Annotated in this window: 18 protein-coding genes; 9 read left to right on the top strand and 9 right to left on the bottom strand. The window is 62.4% G+C overall.

The annotated features are described in order from the left end of the window. Positions 1-162: 162 nt before the first annotated feature. Together AC27VQ_RS12330 and AC27VQ_RS12325 are read right to left on the bottom strand one after the other, a co-directional pair. Positions 163-987 carry a TolB family protein gene (locus AC27VQ_RS12330; protein WP_488716476.1) on the bottom strand — a complete coding sequence of 275 codons (825 nt, stop codon included), beginning with the start codon at positions 985-987 and terminating at the stop codon, positions 163-165. Positions 988-990: 3 nt separating this feature from the next. Next, positions 991-2670 carry an NAD+ synthase gene (locus AC27VQ_RS12325; RefSeq protein WP_488716475.1) on the bottom strand — a complete coding sequence of 560 codons (1680 nt, stop codon included), beginning with the start codon at positions 2668-2670 and terminating at the stop codon, positions 991-993. A 315-nt stretch (positions 2671-2985) separates the two neighbouring features. On the opposite strand from AC27VQ_RS12325, the gene AC27VQ_RS12320 reads away from it, so the two are divergent. From AC27VQ_RS12320 to AC27VQ_RS12305, 4 genes are all read left to right on the top strand, one after another. Then, positions 2986-4884 (top strand): LTA synthase family protein, encoded by a 1899-nt coding sequence (locus AC27VQ_RS12320; protein ID WP_488716654.1) that lies wholly within the window; start codon positions 2986-2988, stop codon positions 4882-4884. Between the two features lie 56 nt (positions 4885-4940). Continuing rightward, the gene (locus AC27VQ_RS12315) at positions 4941-5471 is read left to right on the top strand and encodes a DUF1003 domain-containing protein (protein WP_313530679.1); all 531 of its coding nucleotides are present in this window, start codon (positions 4941-4943) and stop codon (positions 5469-5471) included. Between the two features lie 142 nt (positions 5472-5613). Next, positions 5614-6036, top strand: coding sequence for a TadE/TadG family type IV pilus assembly protein (locus tag AC27VQ_RS12310; RefSeq protein ID WP_313530677.1), 423 nt, complete (start codon positions 5614-5616; stop codon positions 6034-6036). After that, positions 6036-7760 (top strand): pilus assembly protein TadG-related protein, encoded by a 1725-nt coding sequence (locus tag AC27VQ_RS12305; RefSeq protein WP_488716474.1) that lies wholly within the window; start codon positions 6036-6038, stop codon positions 7758-7760. The genes AC27VQ_RS12310 and AC27VQ_RS12305 overlap by 1 nt, the downstream gene beginning before the upstream one ends. A 15-nt stretch (positions 7761-7775) precedes the next feature. Here AC27VQ_RS12305 and AC27VQ_RS12300 read toward each other — a convergent pair whose 3' ends face one another. The 3 genes from AC27VQ_RS12300 to AC27VQ_RS12290 form a co-directional block, all read right to left on the bottom strand. After that, complete coding sequence (locus AC27VQ_RS12300; protein WP_488716473.1) at positions 7776-8171, bottom strand: GFA family protein; 396 nt, start codon at positions 8169-8171, stop codon at positions 7776-7778. Positions 8172-8380: 209 nt separating this feature from the next. Beyond that, positions 8381-9754, bottom strand: coding sequence for a class II 3-deoxy-7-phosphoheptulonate synthase (locus tag AC27VQ_RS12295; protein ID WP_313530669.1), 1374 nt, complete (start codon positions 9752-9754; stop codon positions 8381-8383). A 165-nt stretch (positions 9755-9919) separates the two neighbouring features. After that, positions 9920-10156 carry a hypothetical protein gene (locus AC27VQ_RS12290; protein ID WP_488716472.1) on the bottom strand — a complete coding sequence of 79 codons (237 nt, stop codon included), beginning with the start codon at positions 10154-10156 and terminating at the stop codon, positions 9920-9922. 150 nt (positions 10157-10306) lie between these two features. Here AC27VQ_RS12290 and AC27VQ_RS12285 point away from each other — a divergent pair, with 150 nt between their 5' ends. After that, the gene (locus AC27VQ_RS12285) at positions 10307-11209 is read left to right on the top strand and encodes a LysR family transcriptional regulator (protein ID WP_488716471.1); all 903 of its coding nucleotides are present in this window, start codon (positions 10307-10309) and stop codon (positions 11207-11209) included. On the opposite strand, the gene gor is transcribed toward AC27VQ_RS12285, so the two are convergent. Continuing rightward, entirely contained in the window at positions 11187-12575 is a 1389-nt protein-coding gene (gene gor, locus AC27VQ_RS12280; protein WP_488716470.1) for a glutathione-disulfide reductase, read from the bottom strand. The genes AC27VQ_RS12285 and gor overlap by 23 nt on opposite strands. Before the next feature lie 255 nt (positions 12576-12830). Between gor and AC27VQ_RS12275 the strand changes: the two genes are divergently transcribed. Next, positions 12831-13166, top strand: coding sequence for a hypothetical protein (locus AC27VQ_RS12275; RefSeq protein WP_488716469.1), 336 nt, complete (start codon positions 12831-12833; stop codon positions 13164-13166). An 81-nt stretch (positions 13167-13247) separates the two neighbouring features. Here the strand turns inward: AC27VQ_RS12275 and AC27VQ_RS12270 are convergent, their stop codons facing one another. Next, positions 13248-13793 carry a DUF2059 domain-containing protein gene (locus AC27VQ_RS12270; protein ID WP_488716468.1) on the bottom strand — a complete coding sequence of 182 codons (546 nt, stop codon included), beginning with the start codon at positions 13791-13793 and terminating at the stop codon, positions 13248-13250. A gap of 18 nt (positions 13794-13811) precedes the next feature. Further along, positions 13812-14510: a ribose-5-phosphate isomerase RpiA gene (gene rpiA, locus AC27VQ_RS12265; protein WP_488716467.1), complete on the bottom strand. Its 699-nt coding sequence runs from the start codon at positions 14508-14510 to the stop codon at positions 13812-13814. Between the two features lie 222 nt (positions 14511-14732). On the opposite strand from rpiA, the gene AC27VQ_RS12260 reads away from it, so the two are divergent. Then, positions 14733-15407: an HAD family hydrolase gene (locus tag AC27VQ_RS12260; RefSeq protein ID WP_488716466.1), complete on the top strand. Its 675-nt coding sequence runs from the start codon at positions 14733-14735 to the stop codon at positions 15405-15407. A 63-nt stretch (positions 15408-15470) separates the two neighbouring features. Here AC27VQ_RS12260 and AC27VQ_RS12255 read toward each other — a convergent pair whose 3' ends face one another. Continuing rightward, positions 15471-17348, bottom strand: coding sequence for a L,D-transpeptidase family protein (locus AC27VQ_RS12255; protein ID WP_488716465.1), 1878 nt, complete (start codon positions 17346-17348; stop codon positions 15471-15473). Positions 17349-17819: 471 nt separating this feature from the next. On the opposite strand from AC27VQ_RS12255, the gene fumC reads away from it, so the two are divergent. Continuing rightward, on the top strand, positions 17820-19271 hold the full coding sequence (gene fumC, locus AC27VQ_RS12250; protein WP_313530647.1) for a class II fumarate hydratase: 1452 nt from the start codon (positions 17820-17822) through the stop codon (positions 19269-19271). Between the two features lie 161 nt (positions 19272-19432). After that, positions 19433-20503 (top strand): GGDEF domain-containing protein, encoded by a 1071-nt coding sequence (locus tag AC27VQ_RS12245; protein ID WP_488716464.1) that lies wholly within the window; start codon positions 19433-19435, stop codon positions 20501-20503. The last annotated feature ends 76 nt before the right edge of the window (positions 20504-20579 follow it).

Below are 20579 nucleotides of genomic sequence, written 5' to 3'. Positions count from 1 at the left end.
GTTTTCCCGTCCGGCCTTCTTCAGTCCTGCCCGTCATCGTCACCCCTGCCTGCCCCCGCCCGGTTCCGGGCATTGTTGAACAGAGGCTAATTGGCAGACCGCAAAATTCACTTAAACAGGCTGGTGAGCGAAAACTTAACGCATATGCACCACAAATTGTGATCAGACCGGCGCGTAACGCACAAAGGCGAATTCGCTGCCGTCCGGCGACCAGTTCGGCACGTTCATCGTGCCCTGCCCACCGAAAAGATCGAAGAGAATCCGTGCATTGCCGCCGTCCATGTCCATGAGGCGCAGCCGCACGTTAAGATCGCGCGGATGATCGAAGACATCGCCGTCATAGGACAGCACAAGCAGGTGTTTCCCATCAGGCGACGGATGCGGAAACCAGTCGCCAAAGGGGCTGTCGGTGATGCGGGTCGGCTCGGAACCGTCGGGACGCACCCGCCAGATCTGCATGCGGCCGGTGCGGCTGGAATTGAAATAGATCCATTCCCCATCCGCCGAATAATCCGGCCCGTCATTGCGCCCTTCTCCAAAAGTCAGCCGCTTTTCCTCACCCCCCGACACAGGAATCGTGTAGATATCGAAGACATCGTCACGAATGCCGCAATAAGCGAGCGTCGCGCAATCCGGCGACCAGCCGTGCCAATACGACGGCAGGTTCGGCGTCACCAGCCTGGGAACGCCACCCTCGGCCGGCAGCACATATATCGCCGATTTGCCGAATTCCACCTTGTCGCTGATAACAAGCAGACGCCCGTCGGGCGAAAGCCCATGATCGTTGTTGCATTTGACGGCAAAGCCGGTGTCGATCCGCTCCGGCGCACTGCCATCGAGCGCCAGCCGGTAGAGCAGCCCATCGCCATTGATGACGAGAAACCGCCCGTCCCGCGAAAAATTCGGCGCCTCGACCAGTTGCTCGGTCTGCCAGACGACACGTGTTTCACCGGAGACGATGTTGTGGATCTCGACCGAGCTGCGCATCGCCTACCCCCGGTCGCGATACCGATTGGTGATCGGATAGCGGCGGTCGCGGCCGAAATTCTTCTTGGTGATCTTCACGCCCGGCGCCGACTGGCGGCGCTTGTATTCGGCGATGTAGAGCAGGTGTTCGATGCGGTGCACGGTATTGACGTCATGGCCCCGCGCGACGATGTCCTCCGTGCTCATCTCCATCTCGACGAGGCATTCGAGGATGTCGTCGAGGACGGGATAGGGCGGCAGCGAATCCTGGTCGGTCTGGTTCGGCCGAAGCTCGGCGGAGGGCGCCTTGTCGATGATGTTCTTCGGGATCACCTCGCCCGTCGGCCCAAGCGCGCCCGGCGGCAGATGGGCGTTGCGCCAGCTGGAGAGCGCATAGACCTGCATCTTGTACAGATCCTTGATCGGATTGAAGCCGCCGTTCATGTCACCGTAGAGCGTGGCATAACCCACCGACATTTCCGACTTGTTGCCCGTCGTCACGACCATCGAGCCGAACTTGTTGGAGATCGCCATCAGGATGGTGCCGCGCGTACGGCTTTGCAGGTTTTCTTCGGTGATGCCCTCTTCCGTGCCCTCGAAGGTCTCCGACAAGGCAGAAAGGAAGCCGGTCACCGGCGCCTCGATCGGCACGATGTCATAGCGGCAGCCGAGCATCTTGGCGCAATCGGCAGCATCCTTAAGCGAATCCTGCGAGGTGTAGCGATAGGGTAGCATGATGCAACGCACCCGCTCCTCACCCAAAGCATCGACCGCGATGGCGGCGCAGATCGCCGAGTCGATGCCGCCCGACAGGCCCAGCACGACATTCTTGAAGCCGTTCTTGTTGACGTAATCGCGGAAGCCGAGCAGGCAGGCCCGGTAATCCGCCTCCTCCTTTTCGGGAATGCGCGACATCGGCCCGCCGTCGCAGATCCAGCCGTCCCCTTCCTTCTTGAAGGTGACGAGTGCGACAGTCTCCTCGAATTGGCTCATCTGGAAGGCGAGCGTCTTGTCGGCATTGAAGGCGAAGCTCGCGCCGTCGAAGACCAGTTCGTCCTGGCCGCCGAGCTGATTGGCATAGAGCAACGGCAGTCCGGTTTCGATGACCTGCTTCAGCACGACCTGATGGCGGATGTCGACCTTGCCGCGATAATAGGGCGAGCCGTTCGGCGAGAGCAGGATTTCAGCCCCACTTTCGGCCAGCGTCTCGCAGACGCCGAGCTCGCCCCAGATGTCCTCGCAGATCGGGATGCCGAGCCGCACGCCCCGGAAATTCACCGGACCCGGCATAGCGCCCTGGTCGAAGACGCGCTTTTCGTCGAATTCGCCGTAATTCGGCAGGTCCACCTTGTCCCTGACGGCAATCACCTTGCCCGCATCGATGATGGCGACGGCGTTGAAGCGGCCGGTCTCGTCCTGCCGGGGAAAGCCGATGATGACGCCGGGGCCGCCCTGTGCGGTGTCGGCGGCCAGATCGTCGATGGCGCGGCGGCAAGCCTTCAGGAAGGCGGGCTTCAGGACGAGATCCTCGGGCGGATAGCCGGAGATGAAGAGTTCCGTAAGCAGCAGCAGATCGGCACCCTGCTTTGCCGCGTCCTCGCGGGCCGCACGCGCCTTGGCGAGATTGCCGGTGATGTCACCGACGACAGGGTTCAATTGCGCAACCGCGATACGGAGCGTCGCCTTTTCAGTCTCGGAAGTCATATCTGCAGACCCGTCTTTGCATGGTGTCCGATCCTGCGCAGCCCGCACTCTCGAACGGTCGAGAAGCTGTTTAGAGCATGACAGAGGCTTTGGGAATGAAAAGCCTGACGATTGCACGCGCTTTCCCGCCAAGCCCCTGTTTTCAGCGGGTTCCCGCCGCCATTGCGACGATGCAACAGGTGGAACCAAAGCACAGGGAGAACGTTGCAGAAACCGTTCATCTCCTGTTCAAGATGACGTCCGTATGACAGATACACGAAAGTTTCATGAAGTTTGGAGACGGCCTTGGCCCTGTTCACTCCCGCAGCCGTGGCAATGGATGCCACCGAAGGACTTGCCGCTGAGGCAGGCTTCTTTGCGCGCCATGCAAAGGCGCTTGCCGTCCTGCGTTCGCTTGTCGTTTCCGGCCTTCTGGCACTGCTGACCGTCGTCGTCGTCGAACTCATCACGCGCGGCTCGCTTGAGCAGACCTGGATCTATTTCACCAATCTCGAACAGCCGGCCTGGACCACGACGGGCGTGTTCTTCCTGACCTATCTCGCGCTCGATGCGCTGATCGGCCGCCAGCACAAGGGCGTGTTGTTCATCGCGCCGCTCGTCGTGCTGATGGGCGTCATCTCGCAGCAGAAGCAGGTCTTCCTGACCGACCCGCTCTACCCGACGGACCTGCTGTTCGGCCGCCAGATCATGGAGCTGATGCCGGTTCTCGTGCAGGATCGTCCCTGGACGGCCGCAGGTCTCGCCCTCGCCATCGTCGCCGCCGTCGTCGGTCTTGTCAGCCTCTGGGTCTTCGCCTGGCGCCGCTTCCGGCCGCTGACGCGCAAGGAACGCCTTGCACGCCTCGCCGTCGCGCTGCCGCTGCTCGCCGGCTTTGCCTCCATCATGGACTATAACGACTTCTCGTGGGTCCGCGACCGGCTTAAGGTCTTCCCGATCATGTGGGACCAGGCGGAGAACTATCGCCACAACGGCTTCGTCATGGCCTTTGCCATCAACCTGCCGATGGCAAACGTTCAGGCGCCGGGCGGTTATATGGTCGACGCGATCGACAAGATCCCGTCCAAGCCGCTGCCCTTCGGCACGACGCACCGCTCGAAGCCCGACGTCATCGTCGTGATGAGTGAATCGCTGTGGGATCCGACGCGCATCGACAGCGTGAAGCTCTCGCAGGATCCGATGCCGGTCATCCGCGAAAGCCAGGGCGGCCACGTCTTCTCGCCGGAATTCGGCGGCCTGACGGCCAATATCGAATTCGAGGCGCTGACGGGCTTCTCCAACGCCTTCCTGCCGACCGGCAGCATTCCCTACCAGCAGTATATCCGCAAGCCGATCCCCTCGCTTGCCACGTTCTTCCGCGCGGAAGGTTACACGGCGCGCGCCATCCATCCGTTCTCGGGCTGGTTCTGGAACCGTTCGAGCGTTTACAAGGCGTTCGGCTTCGAGACCTTCAAGGACGTCGACAAGATGCCGCCGCTCGCCAAGCGTGGCAACTTCACCTCCGATGAGGCGCTAACCAAGGAAATCATCCGCCAGGCCGATCTGCAGGAAGATCCGTTCTTCTTCTTCGCCGTGACCCTGCAGGGCCACGGCCCCTATGACGACGGCCGCTACACGAAGACGGACATCACCCCCGAAGGCAAGCTGGACGCGCGCGACAACCGCATGCTGGCAAGCTATGCGCAGGGTGTGAAGGAAGCCGATCAGAGCCTCAAGATGCTGATGGACTGGGCCAAGGAGCGCGACCGCGAGACGATCATCGTCGTGTTCGGCGATCACCTGCCGCCGCTCAACACGGTCTACCAGAATTCCGGCTACATGAAGGGCATCACGGCCTCGCGCAAGGGCTCGACCGAGCAGATGAAGAAGGAGCACGAAACCCCGCTTGTCATCTGGTCCAACAAAACCGGTGCGGAAAAGGATGTCGGCACGATCAGCCCGGCCTTCCTCTCCTACTACATCCTCAAGGAAGCCGGCTTCGAGCACCCCTACTATACGGGCTTCCTTGGCGCCGTGCATGACAAGCTGCGCGTTATCGACCGCTACATGCTGATCGACGCCAAGGGTAACGGCAACCCGGACTGGGCCCGCAAAAAGACCGTCGACCCGCTGGTGCGCGATTTCCGCTTCCTGCAGCACGACATCATGTTCGGCAAGCAGTACGGTCTCGAACGCTTCTTCAACTCCCATGCGGAACTGATGAGCGCGGCGTACTGATTTCCCGCACAAAACGAGGCTAGGCTAGGGCTCCGATTCTCTTGCGGAGCCCCGCCATGAAACCCTTCGACGACGCCGCCCAAATCCTCTTCGGCAAAACCTCCGATGAGCTCGACGAGACCGAGCGCGAGGTGTTGCTCCATTCCCGCGAGGGTCGTATCCTGTCGGAAGACAGGAACGTCGCCTACCAGTCGAAGCAAGCGCCCGGCGACCGCGTCGCCGATGCCATCGCCCGCGTCGGCGGCTCCTGGGCCTTCATCGTGGGTTTCCTCGTCTTTCTCGCCGGCTGGACCGTCGCCAACACGATCCTGCTGACGAAAGACGCCTTCGACCCCTACCCCTTCATCTTCCTCAATCTTCTGCTGTCGATGATCGCCGCCCTGCAGGCGCCGATCATCATGATGTCGCAGAACCGGCAGGCCGCGCGAGACCGTTTCGAGGCGTCCAAGGATTACGAGGTGAACCTCAAGGCCGAGATCGAGCTGATCGCGCTGCACCATAAGATCGACACGCATTTTCTCAACGAGATCGCCGCCCTGAAAATGGAAGTGCTGCGATTGCATGATGTTCTGCGCGATAAAGGGTGACGTGTAGATGCAACTTTTCGACTACATAAATCCAGCCGCCCAATCTATAGGAGAAATTAAGATTCAGGTTGCACTATAGGCGTGCATCCACTTCCGGATGCGGGAATGCCAAGTCGTCAGACAGTCTCAAGGAGGAGATGTCATGCACGTTCTGTCCCGCTTGTCGAAGGATCGCGCCGGCACATCGGCCTTGGAATTCGCGATCATCGCGCCCTTGTTCTTCCTGGTCCTCTTCACGCTGATCGCCTATGGCATCTACCTGTCCGTCACCCATTCGGTGCAACAGATCGCGGCGGATGCCGCCCGCACGGCGGTCGCCGGCCTCAACCCGGCAGAACGCGTGACATTGGTCAATCACTATCTCGATGCCTCGCGCTTCAATTACTCCTTCATCAACCGGAAGAAGATGAATGTGCTGGTGGCCGACGACCCCGGCAATCCGGATCAATTCACGGTGACCATCTCCTACGATTCCAGCGACCTGCCGATCTGGAAGATGTTCACCTTCGCCCTGCCGCAGGAAAAGATCGAGCGCTACGCCACCGTGCGCGTGGGAGGCCTGTGATGACGAAGCGCCCGTCCAACCTCCTCACTGATCGCTCCGGCAATATCGGCACACTCGCTGCCCTCAGCCTGCCGCTGCTGGTCTTCTCCATCGCGCTCGGTGTCGACTACGGCTACCTCACCGTGCAGCAGCGCCATTTGCAGGCCTCCGCCGATCTCGCTGCCATCGCCGCCGCGGCCAATATCAGCGAGGCGGAGAAATCGGCGGCCAGTTATTTCGCATTGAACGGCATGCCCGTCACCGTGACGGACAAGGACGGCGGCAACCTCATCCAGCCGATCACCCTGCCGGCCGGCACCAAGAGAACGCTCGCCGCGGCGAAGATCGAGCGCGGCCGCTATAGCGCCGATCCCGATATCACCCCGGAAGCACGCTTCAAGCCAGCCAGCGCCGACGCCGATGCCGCACGCGTCACGCTCACCCGTCCCGCAGATCTTTTCATCGCGTCGATCTTCATGCCCGAGCCGCCGGTTTTGTCGGCCGTCGGTTCTGCGGCCCGCAACAAGATCGCCGCTTTTTCGGTCGGCACGCGGCTTGCCAGCCTCAATGACGGCATTCTCAATGCACTGCTCGGCCAATTGCTGGGCACCAAGCTCTCGTTGAAAGTGATGGACTATCGGGCCCTCGTCGATACCGACATTGCCGTCAATCCCTTTCTCAAGGCCGTCGCGACACAGCTCAACCTTACGGCGGCCACTTATGAGGACGTGCTGAATGCCGGCATCACCATGCCGCAGCTTCTCGCCTCGATGCGCGCCGTCGAAGGCCTTTCCGCCACCACCAAATCAGCGCTCAGGATGATCGAACAGGCAACGGCAAGCAGCAAGGTCAAGTTGCCACTGTCGCGCATCCTCAATATCGATCCGAAGAAAGGCCTCGCCGTCGCCACTGGCGGAGACTGGAAGATGGCAGTCAACGCGCTGCAGATGGTCTCGGCCGCGGCAGCCCTTGCCAATGGCAAGAACCAGGTGGCGCTCGATCTGGGCACCTCGCTGCCCGGTCTCGCCGCCGTCACCGTCCGCCTCGCCATCGGCGAACCGCCGGTCGAAACGCCCGCCCATCGCCTGGGTGAGCCTGGCAGCGCCGTGCGCAGCGCCCAGACGCGACTTGCCGTGGAGGTGAGTTTCGACGGCCTTGCGGCACTCGCCGGCCTTCGCATAAAACTGCCGCTCTATGTCGAGGTCGCGGCATCGGAGGCCAAACTTGCCGATATCCGCTGCCTCGGCGGCAAGGCGGAAAACGCCAATGTCTCGGTCGATGCCGTACCGGGTGTGGCGGAAATCGCGCTCGGCAAGGTCGATCCCGCCGTGCTCTCGGATTTTTCCGACGAGGCCCGCGTCCAGAAAGCAAGAATCCTCGATTCCGGTCTCGTCCGCATCGATGCCATCGCTCATGTCGAAGCAAAAAACCTCGGCCGCACCCGCCTCGCCTTCTCACCGACGGACATTGCCTCCCGCGCCGTCAAGACCGTCTCAACACGCCACACGCTGACCTCCGCGACGACGACGCTGCTTCAGAACCTCGATCTCGACATCCAGATCCTCTTCCTGACGCTCGGCACGCCGAAGGCGGTAACAGCCGCGCTCGCCTCCACGCTGGCAACGGTAACGGCGCCGATCGACGAGCTGCTCTACAATCTGCTGCTGGTCGTCGGCGTCAGGGTCGGGGAAGCGGATATCCGCGTCACCGGCGTGCGCTGCCAGCGCCCAGCCCTTGTGCAGTGAAGATGACGGCGCGCCTCATCCGCCTTGAGCATATTGGGGCGCGTCATCGACGATCTCGTAGTAGTCGCCCTTGTCGGCGCAGAAGATATGCATGCCGATCTTCAACCCCGTCGGCTGCTCGAACGAGCCGGCCATGATCGAAGTATAGTCCGAGCCGTCGCCCTTCCAGAACAGCGCCGAGCCGCAGGTGCGGCAGAAGCCGCGGCTCGCCGTCTCGCTGGCCCGGTACCAGGTGACGCTGTCGGCGCCCTCCACCGCCAGCCCGTCGTCCTGCACATTGGTCGCCGCATAAAAATGCCCCGTCTGTCGGCGGCACTGGCTGCAATGGCAGGCGATCACCTCGCGCAGCTTGCCGGATGTGCGAAACCGCACCGCGCCGCAAAGGCAATGTCCCGAATGCGTCTCGCTCATGTCTCCCCCTTCGAGCCTTTGTTTCCACGACATGGATCGTAGGCGGCTTCGCCTCGTCCCATTTGCTTTCGCGCGGCGCGCCATGGCGCGGCTACACAAACGAAAACCGGGCCAGCTTTGTCAGCCGGCCCGGTCCTGTCAAATTCACATTCCTGAATGCTTGCATCAGCGCCGCTAATTTACGGAGCCAAAGCATGAACGGATAGAGATCAGCCGTTCACAACCATCCGCTTTTCATCGCGGCCGCCCTTCATGCGCTCGGCAAGAAGGAAGGCGAGCTCGAGGGCCTGGTCGGCATTGAGGCGCGGGTCGCAATGGGTGTGGTAGCGGTCGGCCAGGTCGTCGCCCGACAGCGCGCGTGCGCCACCCGTGCATTCCGTCACGTCGTTGCCGGTCATCTCGATATGGATGCCGCCCGGATGCGTGCCTTCCGCGCGGTGGATCTGGAAGAAGCTTTCGACTTCCGACAGGATCCGCTCGAACGGACGGGTCTTGTAGTTGTTGAGCGTGATCGTGTTGCCATGCATCGGATCGCAGGACCAGACGACCTTCTTGCCCTCGCGCTCGACGGCACGGATGAGCTTCGGCAGGTTGTCGGCGACCTTGTCGTGGCCGAAACGGCAAATCAACGTCAGGCGGCCGGCCTCGTTCTGCGGGTTCAGGAGATCGATGAGCTCCAGCAGGCCGTCGCCGGTTAACGACGGGCCGCACTTGAGGCCGAGCGGGTTCTTGATGCCGCGGCAATATTCGATATGCGCATGGTCGGCCTGGCGCGTGCGGTCGCCGATCCAAATCATATGGCCGGAGGTGGCGTACCAGTCGCCGGAGGTCGAATCGACGCGGGTCAGCGCCTGCTCGTAGCCGAGCAGCAGCGCCTCGTGGCTCGTGAAGAAATCGGTCTCGCGCAGGTTCGGGTTGGTTTCCGGCGTGATGCCGATGGCCTTCATGAAGTCCATCGTTTCGGAAATCCGGTCGGCGAGCTTGCGGTAACGCTCGGCCTGCGGGCTGTCCTTGACGAAGCCGAGCATCCACTGGTGCACGTTGTCGAGATTGGCGTAACCGCCCATCGCGAAGGCGCGCAGCAGGTTCAGCGTCGCAGCCGACTGACGGTAGGCCATGATCTGGCGTTCCGGATTCGGAATGCGGGCTTCCTCGGTGAATTCGATGCCGTTGATGATATCGCCGCGGTAGGACGGCAGCGACACGTCACCCTGCTTCTCGATGCCCGAGGAACGGGGCTTCGCGAACTGGCCGGCAATACGGCCGACCTTGACGACCGGCTGCTGGGCGCCAAACGTCAGGACCACGGCCATCTGGAGAAAGGCGCGGAAGAAGTCGCGGATCGTATCGGCGCCGTGTTCGGCGAAGCTCTCGGCGCAATCGCCGCCCTGCAGCAGGAAGCCCTTGCCTTCTGCGACATTGGCGAGCGAGGCCTTCAGGCGGCGGGCTTCGCCGGCGAAGACGAGCGGCGGAAACTTCGCGAGGCGCTCTTCAGTCGCCGCCAATGCGGCGAGATCCGGATAATCCGGAACCTGCTGGATGGGCTTGTGCCGCCAGCTGGTCGGGGTCCAATTCTGTGCCATGATACTCACCTGTCCTGAAGCGCTCGCGAAAGCCTGCGGGCGCCCCTCCTTTTTGAAGATGCGGGCTTATAAACCGTTAGATGGTTCTTGCATAGCCGAACTTCCAGCGGTCGCCGAGGCAATTGCGACGGCGGTGTTTTCATGTGACAGGCCGCAGGCGGCCGGTCAGGCCTGCGAGCGGCGCGAAGCCGTCCCGGACGGGAATATCCAGCCGGAAACAGGCCTTTGCATGGCCTTTCGCGGTTGCGGCCGGGTGCTTCCCAGCCATCGGCTGAACAGAGTGTTCACACCTTGCAGGCCGCACCACTCCACCCGCTCCAGCGGGTCGGCGAAGGCGTCACGTTTTGACCGCTGCATCGCGGTCGTCTGTCGATCGAAGGCGACCATCCATTCCGGGCTCATGACGAAACTCCCTGTTTTCGGTGTCCGTCATGGAAGTAGCGACCGGTCTGCGGTCTTCGTAGATGCGGAAATGAAACGTCCGTTTCACCGGTGAGCGATACCAGAGGCGGCTTTTGCGGTATGAAGGCAGGCACAAACGAGGAGCCGGACATGTCGGAAGTCGACTGGAGCGACCTGCAGCTTTTCTTCCATGTCGCCGCCGAGGGCGGACTTGCCGGTGCGGCGACCATGACGGGCATCAGCGCGCCGACGATCGGCCGCCGCATGCTGGCGCTGGAGCGCACCATGGGCCGCACGCTCTTCGTCCGCAGCCAGCAGGGCTATCGGCTGGCACCTGACGGCGTGGTGCTGTTCGAGCATGTGCAGACGATCCGCCGCACGACGGCCGACATCACCCGCTGGCATGGCGATGCCTTCGCGCTGCCCATCGTTTCCGTTGCCGGCGATATCTGGCTGACGGGTTTCGTGGCCGACAACACCGGCGCGCTACGCGGCGCTGAAGACAGTTTCCGCCTCTGCTGCAAGCGGCTCCCACCCGGCGACGACCTCACCTATCGCCACGGCATGATCTTCCTCCTCCATGCGGCGCCGAAGACCGGCAATGTCGCCGTGCGCAAGTCTGTGGACGTCGCCTATTCGGTCTACCGTGCGGCGGGCCGCGCTTTCGAAGGGAATCTGCCCTGGGTATCGATCGGCACGGAAGTCGCGGTCTCCGAGCCGGAAAAATGGGTCTTCCGCCATCACGAAAACCAGATCCACACCTGGACCAACGCGCCGGACATCCTTGCCCGGCTGATAGCCGGCGGTGCGGGGCGCGGCGTGCTGCCCACCTTCGTGGGAGACACGATACCGGGGCTGGTGCGCGAGGGTGACCCCATCGAGGCCCTCACCCACCCGCTGTGGCTCGCCGTCAACGACGACGATCGCCACCGGCCGGAAATGCGCCTTGCGCTCGATCGGCTCGTTACCCTCTTCAAGCGCCACGAGGATCGTTTCGCCGGTCGTCTCCCGGTGGAAAGGAAGCCGGCGCTTAGAGCCGCTGCCCGTTCCTGAGGCGGTAGCTCGGCTGGTACATCGTCACCAGCTCTTCCGACGCCGTCGGATGCACCGCCATGGTGCGGTCGAAATCGTCCTTGGTGACGCCGGCCTTCAGCGAGATGCCGAGCAGCTGCGCCATCTCGCCGGCCTCGTGGCCGAGAATGTGTGCGCCGACGACCTTGCGGTCCGCCGCATTGACGACGAGCTTCATGATCGTCTTTTCCTGACGGCCCGACAGCGTCGCCTTCATCGGCCGGAATTCGGCGCGGTAGATTTCGAGATCGTCGAACTTTTTCGCCGCATCCTCTTCGCTCAAGCCCACCGTGCCGATTTCCGGCTGCGAGAAGACGGCGGTGGCGATGAGGTCGTGGTCAGGCGAGACCGGATTGCCGCGGAACTCCGTCTCGATGAAGCACATCGCCTCATGGATGGCGACCGGCGTCAGCTGCACGCGATCCGTCACGTCGCCGAGCGCGAAAATGCCGGGAACGTTGGTGCGCGAATAGTCGTCGACGATGATGGCGCCGCGTTCATTCGTCTTGACCCCCGCCGTCTCCAGCCCGAGGCTGCCGGTGTTCGGCACGCGGCCGAGCGCCAGCATGACCTGGTCGACGACAAGCGTCTCGCCGGCCTTGGTGGCGACGGACCGCTTGCCATGCGCCGTTTCCGAAACGCTGGTGATGAGGTCCTCGCAGATCACGCGGATGCCCTTGGCGATCATCGCCGCCTGCACGCCCTGACGCATGTCGTGGTCGAAGCGCGAGAGGATCTGCTTGCCGCGATAGATCAGCGTCGTCTCGACGCCGAGGCCGTGGAAGATATTGGCGAATTCCACCGCGATATAGCCGCCGCCCGAGATGACGATGGCTTCAGGCATCTCCGGCAGGTCGAAGGCCTCGTTTGAGGATATGCAGAGCTCGTGGCCCGGCAGATCGGGATGCGGCGTCGGATGACCGCCGACGGCGATCAGGATGCGCTCGGCCGTCACCAGTTCGTCGGTCGCGGTCAGGCGCAGGGTGTTCGGGCCGACCAGCACCGCGCGGGTCGCCAGAATGGTCGCAGCCGCATTGTCGAGGCCCTTGCGATAGAGGCCTTCGAGACGGGTGATCTCCTTCTCCTTGGCGGCGACGAGCGCCTGCCAGTCGAAGGTGCTTTCGCCGACCGTCCAGCCGAAACCGGCCGCGTCCTCGAAATGCTCGGGAAACTGCGAGGCATAGACATAAAGCTTCTTCGGCACGCAGCCGCGGATGACGCAGGTGCCGCCGAAGCGGAACTCCTCGGCGATCGCCACCTTCTTGCCCATGCTGGCCGCAAGGCGCGCGCTGCGCACGCCGCCGGAGCCTCCGCCGATGACGAAGAGGTCGTAGTCGAATGTCGGCATGGTGATCTCCTGCGGGCAAGGCTGGCCGGACGGCCGTATGGGGTGCGGCGACGCGAATCCGCCGCCCGGTTTTCTCCATATAGGAACGCCGCAACAAAAAGGAAAAGAGCACGCCGCAACGATCTGCAAATCGGAGCGTGACCAAGGCGCGCCGCCCAACAGTTTTTTCTAAAAAAGCAGGCGTATCCCATTTACGGCGAAACAAAGGCGCCGTAGGAAATGAGCGCCCGATTGTGGGCTAACCGGATGATAGATATGTCTAAATCTAAAGTTTTCGCAGCATCGGCACTGGCACTCGCCATGCTTGCAGGCCCCGCTCTCGCGGAAGACCTCGTCTTCCAGCTGAAGAACGGCACCAACTCCGTCCTGACCCGTTTCCACACCTCGCCCGTCGGCGTCGACAAGTGGGAAGACGATGTCTTCGGCGAGCAGGTCCTTAACCCCGGCGAGACGATCGAAATCACGATCGCCGACGGTCGTGACGTCTGCAATTACGACATGCGCTTCGAATTCGCCGAGGAGTCCGATCTCGATACGACCACCGACACGCAGAACCTCTGCGAACTCGGCGAATATACGATCCACGAATAAAAACGGGCCGCCCCTGATAGGGCGGCCCGCGTCATGCAACGGATCTGAAAAAGGCGGCCGAAGGCCGCCTTTTTTGTTCGCTTACTGCTGCGGCTGCTGCGCTTCGCCGCCTTCGGTAGTCGCCGGAGCGCCGAGGATGTTCTGCAGCTTCTTGCCGCTTTCGACCTGCAGGTCGCGGCCGATGCCGGCAGCCCAGATCTCGGCTGCCTTCATGAGGCTGCGCGTTGCGATCGGACCGTCCGTCAGGAGCTTTTTGCCGACCGGCGAGGAGTAGAAGTCGGCGATCGCCTTCAGCTCGTCCTGGGTGAAGGTCTTAGCGTAGATCGTCGCGGCTTCCTTCTCGAGATCGGCGCGGCGCGGCGCAAGTGCCAGCGCCTGCTCGTCGACGGTCGCGTTGATTTCCGCCTCATGGTTCGGCGAAGCCTGGATGAGCGCTGCCTTGGCGCGCATGGCAAGGCTCGGCAGGATGTTGTCGAAGCCTGCGGTCGCCGCGATGGCGTCGATGGCGGCGCGCGCGGTCTTCAACTGCTCTTCCGAGACCTCCTGCGCCTTGGCGGCGCCGACGAGGCTTGCCGAAACGATGAGGGTTACCGCGAGGGTCCGGCCGAAACCAGCAAAGTTGATCATGTCGGTCTGTGCTCCTGTCTATGCTTTTGCCGTCAGCGTGCGCGCACCAGTCGGACCGGCGATGATGGCAAGCGACGCCATATTGATGAAGAGTCCGTGTTCGACGACACCGGGTATGTCATTGAGGCTGCTTGCGAGCGCATCTGCATCAGGAATGCGGCCAAAAGATGCGTCGAGAATATAGTGCCCACCATCCGTCTTGAAGGTGCCGTCGCCGGAGGCGCGCAGCGTGAGCGGGCCGGAAAGGCCAAGCCGCGCGGCCGCCTTCTCGATAGCGATGCGCGTGGAGACGAGACCGAACGGATTGACCTCGATCGGCAGCTTGAACGCGCCGAGCGTCTCGACTACCTTGGTCTCGTCGGCAATCACGATCATGCGGGCCGAGGCTGCCGCGACGATCTTCTCGCGCAGCAGCGCGCCGCCGCCGCCCTTGACGAGGCGCAGCCGGCCATCGACTTCGTCGGCGCCGTCGATCGTCAGGTCGAGTTCCGGCAGTTCGTCGAGCGACTTCAGGGGCACGCCGAGTTCGACGCAGAGCCGCGCCGTGCGCTCGGAGGTGGGCACGCCTTCGACCTTGAGGCCGCCGGCCACCTTTTCCGCCAGAAGCCGGACGAATTCCTCCGCCGTCGAGCCGGTGCCGATACCGAGCCGCATGCCGTCTTCCACATGGGCAAGAGCGGCTTCCGCAGCCTTGATCTTCATTTCCCTGGCGTCCATCCGCCACGCACTCCCTAAAACCAACCTGTCGGCCCTTCGTACGAAGCGGCCGGAAATTCCGGTGAGACACTTACACGCCCCGCCCGGCAAACGAAAGCCAAAATCGCGGCAAAGCCGGCGGGTACGCGCGCCGTTCAAAGGCGTCGGCACAAGGGAATTGCAAATGCCGCCTCCATCGCCTACCGGAGAGACCCGCCTCCCATCTTTTCGACAAGGTTTCCCATGTCCGCTTCTCTCGTTGTCTTCGATCTCGACGGTACGCTCATCGACACCGCACACGACCTCGTGGCGAGCCTCAACCACACGATCGGCCTCGAAGGCCTCGATCCCGTCGGTTATGGCGATCTCACCTATCTCGTCGGCCATGGCGGACAGGTCATGATCAAGCGCGCCTTTTCGCTGCGCGGCAGGGACATCACGGATGGCGAGCTGGAGCGCATGCTTGATGTCTTCGTCGAGCACTATGCCGCTGCGATGCCGGGCGTCTCCGTGCCCTATCCCGGCCTCGTCGAGGCCATGGATCGCCTGTCCGGTTCCGGCTACCGCCTTGCCGTCTGCACCAACAAGATGGAGGGCCTTGCCCGCCGCCTGATCGACGGTCTTGGCCTGACCGCCCGCTTTGCCGCAATCACCGGCGGCGACACCTTCGCGGTCCGCAAGCCCGATGCCGAACACCTGCTCGGCACGGTCCGCCTTGCGGAGGGCGATCCGAAGCGCACGGTGATGGTCGGCGACAGCCTCAACGACATCCTGGTCGCCCGCAATGCCGGCGTGCCCTCCATCGGCGTACCCTTCGGCTATTCCGACGTGCCGGTCGCAGAACTCGAGCCCAGCCATGTCGTCACGCATTTCGACGAACTGACGCCCGATCTCATCGAGCGCCTGCTCGCGCGCTGACAGGAAAAAGGCGCCGTATCCTTCCGGACACGGCGCCTTCGATACACTTGCCCTTTGACGCTATCAGCCCTGGACTTGCCGCGCCTTCTGCGTGGCGGCGAAAGCCTTGCGCATATAGTCGTCGCGGCCATAGACGTCGTCGAAATATTCAACCGCGCCGTCCTTGTTCGGCCAGGCCGTGAAATAGGCAACGTAGATCGGGATATCGGCTTTGACGTTGATGCCCTTGTTCTTGCCGCCGGCAATTTCCTTGGCGACATCGGCTTCCGTCACGCCAAGCACGGCGGCAGCCATCTTGCGGGGCTCGGCAAGGCGCACGCAGCCATGGCTCAGCGCCCGCATATCCTTCTTGAAGAAGCTCTTCGACGGCGTGTCATGCATGTAGATGGCATGGCTGTTCGGGAAGAGGATCTTCAATTCGCCCAGCGCATTGTCGCCACTCGGCGGCTGGCGAACGGAAATGCCCGATGTCGAGCCATACCAGTTGACGGAGGACGACGGAACCGCCCTGCCACCCACGGCCACTTCATAGCCCATGCGGTCAAGATAATTCGGGTCGTTGCGCAGCTTGGGCAGCATCTCGTTGATGATGATCGACTGCGGCACGCCCCAATAGGGATTCACTTCGACGGTCTGGATGCGGTCCTCGAAGAAATAGGTCTGGTTCGACTTCGAGCCGACGACCGTGCGCATCGAGAATTTTTCGTGGCCGTCCTGGTAGTAATAGACCTGGAAGGCCGGCTGGTTGATGAAGACATGGCGCGCGCCGAGATCGACCGGCAGCCAGCGCGCCTGTTCCAGCGCCACTTCCAGCTTGGCGATCTTGTCGGCCGCGCTGTCGCCGCCGACCATCTTGCGGATCGAGGCTTTGCCGACGACGCCATCCGGCTTCAGGCCGTTTTCTTTCTGGAAGGCCTCGACGAGGGAAACCAGTTCCGGCGTGTATTCCGGCGTGTCCTTGTAGCCGGCGATCGTGAGCGAATGCTCGGTCTTCAGCGCATCGGAACCGTGCTTGACGATGCCCTTGACGATGTTGGAGAGTTCCGGATTGCTCTGTCCGGGCTTCAGCAGCGTGCCATCGGCGATGACGACGCGGTCTTCCGCAGTGCTCTCGGCCTTGAGCTTTGCAAGCTCGGCCTTCAGCGCCTGGAAGTCGCTGCTGGCGGGCGAGCGGCTTTCCAGATAGCCCTTGACGTTGCTGCTCATCGCGACGTTCTTCAGCGCGGCGACGATGTTGACGTCCTTGCGCTTGAAATCGTGATAGCCGGAAATGCGATTGGGATCGATGCGGCCGCGCACCGCGTCCTGCACATAGGTGGCGACAGCCGACGACAGCGCGATCTCGAAGGTCGCAAGCTCGTCGTACCGCTTGTTGATGTCGGCGCTGTCGAAGCTATCAGACGGAATCTTGACCGCGTAGTCCCAGGGATCTAGGCCGACGGAGGCGGCGTCGGCGAGAACAGCAATCGCGCTCTTCGCCTTTTCGTTGATGCCGGTGCCGTCGATCCAGACAAATTTCTTTTGCGTGGCGTAGAATGCCTCGACCGCCTTGGCGGCATCGGGCGTCGTGCGCACGTTCACATTGGCGAAGGCCGCGCGCACGCCGGCGTCACCGGCGGCCGGGATGTCAACGGTGATCGAGCTCGTCACGACCGGGTCGGCGAGCTTCTCGACGGCGACGCGCTTCAGGCCGTCAGCCTTGTAGGTGTAGTAGCGCGGGCCGGTGACGCGCGGCAGCGGCTTGGCCGCCTGCTTCGTCTCAGCGCCCGGAAGGGCGGCACCCGTGGTCACACCCGGCAATTCTTCGCGCACCGGCTCCTTCTTCTTGCCGCGGAAGATGTCGAACAGCGTCAGGGCGTTGGCCGGTGCAGCGTGGAGCGTGATGGTGGCGCAGGAAAGAGCCAGCGCGGCGGCCAGCACGGCAGTCTTTGTCAGCTTCATAAATAATCCATTCCCCGTATGAACCGCAACGCGCGGTCTCTGGCGGCGCCCGAACCAGCAGGCCGGTAAGTTATAGGAAAGGATGGTGAATGAAAAGGAAACACCCCTTCCCGCCAGCCCCGCAAAACCTCACATATCCGTGACGCCGACACCTGGAAAAGCAAACGGACGAGCCTGCGTAAAAATTTGAATTGGTGGCGAAATTTCGCGCAGGAGGCGAAAATTTCCGCCTGCCTGCTGGAACTCGCCGAAAAAACAAGCCGGCGATTGTGATGGAAAAGGCACAGCACGCATCGCCTCCCGCACACCTTCCCGGCCCGTTTTCCGCCTAATCGATTTTAACCGAAAGTATCGTCTTCTTCCGCCATTCCGCCCTTGCAAGCGGGTCGCAGATAGGCCAGAGATTTGCGCGATTTTTTCGCGCCAGCGCGGCCTCGAAAAGGCGCGCGCTCGACCGGCCTGCCGCGCCCCATGCGGCGGCAAAGCCGGCGGCAGATCTTGACGCATGGGCTCGGAGAAGCGGGAAGCACTATGACATCGACGCGCACGGAAACGGATACATTCGGCCCCATCGAAGTGGACAACAGCCGCTACTGGGGTGCGCAGGCCCAGCGCTCCCTCGGCAACTTCAAGATCGGCTGGGAAAAGCAGCCGCTGTCGGTCGTACGTGCGCTCGGCATCGTCAAGCAGGCCGCCGCCCGCGCCAATGCCGAACTCGGCCGCCTCGATCCGGCTCTCGCCAAGGCCATCACCGAAGCCGCGCAGGAAGTCATCGACGGCAAGCTCAACGACCATTTCCCGCTCGTCGTCTGGCAGACGGGCTCGGGCACCCAGTCCAACATGAACGCCAATGAAGTGATCTCCAACCGGGCGATCGAAATGCTCGGCGGCGTCATGGGCTCCAAGAAGCCGGTGCATCCGAACGACCACGTCAACATGAGCCAGTCGTCGAACGACACCTATCCGACGGCCATGCACATCGCCTGCGCCGAGCGCATCGTGCACGATCTGCTGCCGGCGCTGAAGCACCTGCACGCCGCGCTCGAAGCCAAGGTCAAGGCTTTCGATCACATCATCAAGATCGGCCGCACGCACACGCAGGACGCCACGCCCCTGACGCTCGGCCAGGAATTCTCCGGCTACGCCGCGCAGGTCGCCTCGTCGATCAAGCGCATCGAGCTGACGCTGCCGGGCCTGTGCGAACTTGCCCAGGGCGGCACCGCCGTCGGCACGGGCCTCAACGCCCCGATCGGCTTTGCCGAAAAGGTCGCCGAGCACATCGCCTCGATCACCGGCATCGCCTTCAAGACCGCGCCGAACAAGTTCGAGGCGCTGGCCGCCCACGACTCGATGGTCTTCTCGCACGGCGCGATCAATGCGGCGGCCGCCGCGCTCTTCAAGATCGCCAACGACATCCGTTTCCTCGGTTCCGGCCCGCGCTCGGGCCTCGGCGAACTGGCGCTGCCGGAAAACGAACCCGGCTCGTCGATCATGCCCGGCAAGGTCAACCCGACCCAGTGCGAGGCGCTGACCCAGGTCTGCGCCCAGGTGTTCGGCAATCATGCCTCGCTCACCTTCGCCGGCAGCCAGGGCCATTTCGAGCTCAACGTCTTCAACCCGCTGATGGCCTACAACTTCCTGCAGTCCGTCCAGCTCCTGTCGGATGCCGCGATCTCGTTTACCGACAATTGCGTCGTCGGCATCGAGGCCCGCGAAGACAACATCAAGGCAGCGCTCGACCGCTCGCTGATGCTCGTCACCGCGCTCGCCCCGAAGATCGGCTACGACAACGCCGCGAAGATCGCCAAGACGGCGCACAAGAACGGCACGACGCTGCGTGAGGAAGCCGTCGGCGGCGGTTACGTCACCAATGAAGAGTTTGACGAAGTTGTACGTCCCGAAAAAATGATTATGCCGGGTTGAGGAAGAAATCCCTCATATTCTACTGGAAAGGCCGCAAATCCCGGGATTTGCGGCTTTTTTTCTTTGCAGCCTGCCGTTACGGAATCCACAAACGTTAATCCTTCGCAAAGCATTTGCGCAGTATTTTGCGGGAGCTAACGAATGAGCCAGGAGCAGCCGACATGAACACGGCAGTTGCGCAGAAGGTCCAGGTGCCCGATATCGCGGCCCAGGTGACCTATGCCATGCGCATAATGGGTGTGTCTCCCATTCCCCGCAATTACGAGCTGTTCTACGAGGCCTATATCGGCTCGAACCCCAAGCTGACGCGCGAACTCGCAGCCCTCGGCAGCAAGGCCTCGCAGGAAGAGCTCGACGAAATCGGCATGCAGTATTTTGGCCACCACCACGGCGCGCCGGCTATCGATGGCGCACACACCAAGATCGTCGGCGAACTCGAAGGCCTGCTGCGCCTGCTCAAGCAGGAGCAGACCTCACTCGAAAGCTACAACAAGCTGCTCGACGAAACCTTCGTGCGCATCAACAACAAGAGCTCCGCCAGCGTCGATATCATCAAGGGCGTGATCGGGGTACTCACCCAGGCCACTGGCGACACGATCAGCCAGGGCAAGGTGATGGTCGAGAATGTCGTACAGCGGTCCATCGAGATGGACAATGTGCGCAAGGAACTCGACGAGTACAAGCGCATCGCCAACACGGATTCGCTGACGCAGCTTTCCAACCGCCGCGCCTTCGACGACAAGCTCTCCGCCATCTACAATTCGACGATGACGCGCCATGTCACGGCGCTGATCATCGCCGACATCGACCACTTCAAGAAGATCAACGACACCTACGGCCATCCCGTCGGCGACAAGATCCTCGCCTCCATCGGCAGCCTCATCCGCGCCAATGTGCGCAAGGACATCCTCGTTGCGCGCACCGGCGGCGAGGAATTCGCGATGATCGTGGAAGGCAATACCGAAGAAGAGGCGATGGCGATCGCCGAGCGCATCCGCACCGCGCTTGAGCACACGCCCTTCAAGAACTCCAAGACAGGCGTCAACTACGGCCCGATCACCATCTCGCTCGGCTTCTGCATGGCCTCCTGGGCGGAAGGCCCCGGCGAACTCTATTCGAAGGCCGACATCGCTCTCTATTGCGCCAAGAACGGCGGCCGCAACCGCACCATGGCCTATGAGGACGGCATGAAGAAGGATTTTGCCAAGAGCTGGCTTATCTACCGAAAATAGACCTCCAGGCATCCTTTCGAAACGGCGCCTTCGGGCGCCGTTTTGCGTTTCGGGCATTTTTTGAAATCCGGCGGAA

The sequence above is a fragment of the Shinella sp. 20P9.1.1 genome, assembly GCF_057798995.1.
The sequence above is the reverse complement of the archived record's forward strand: the minus strand, read 5'-3'. Positions and strand labels throughout refer to the sequence as shown.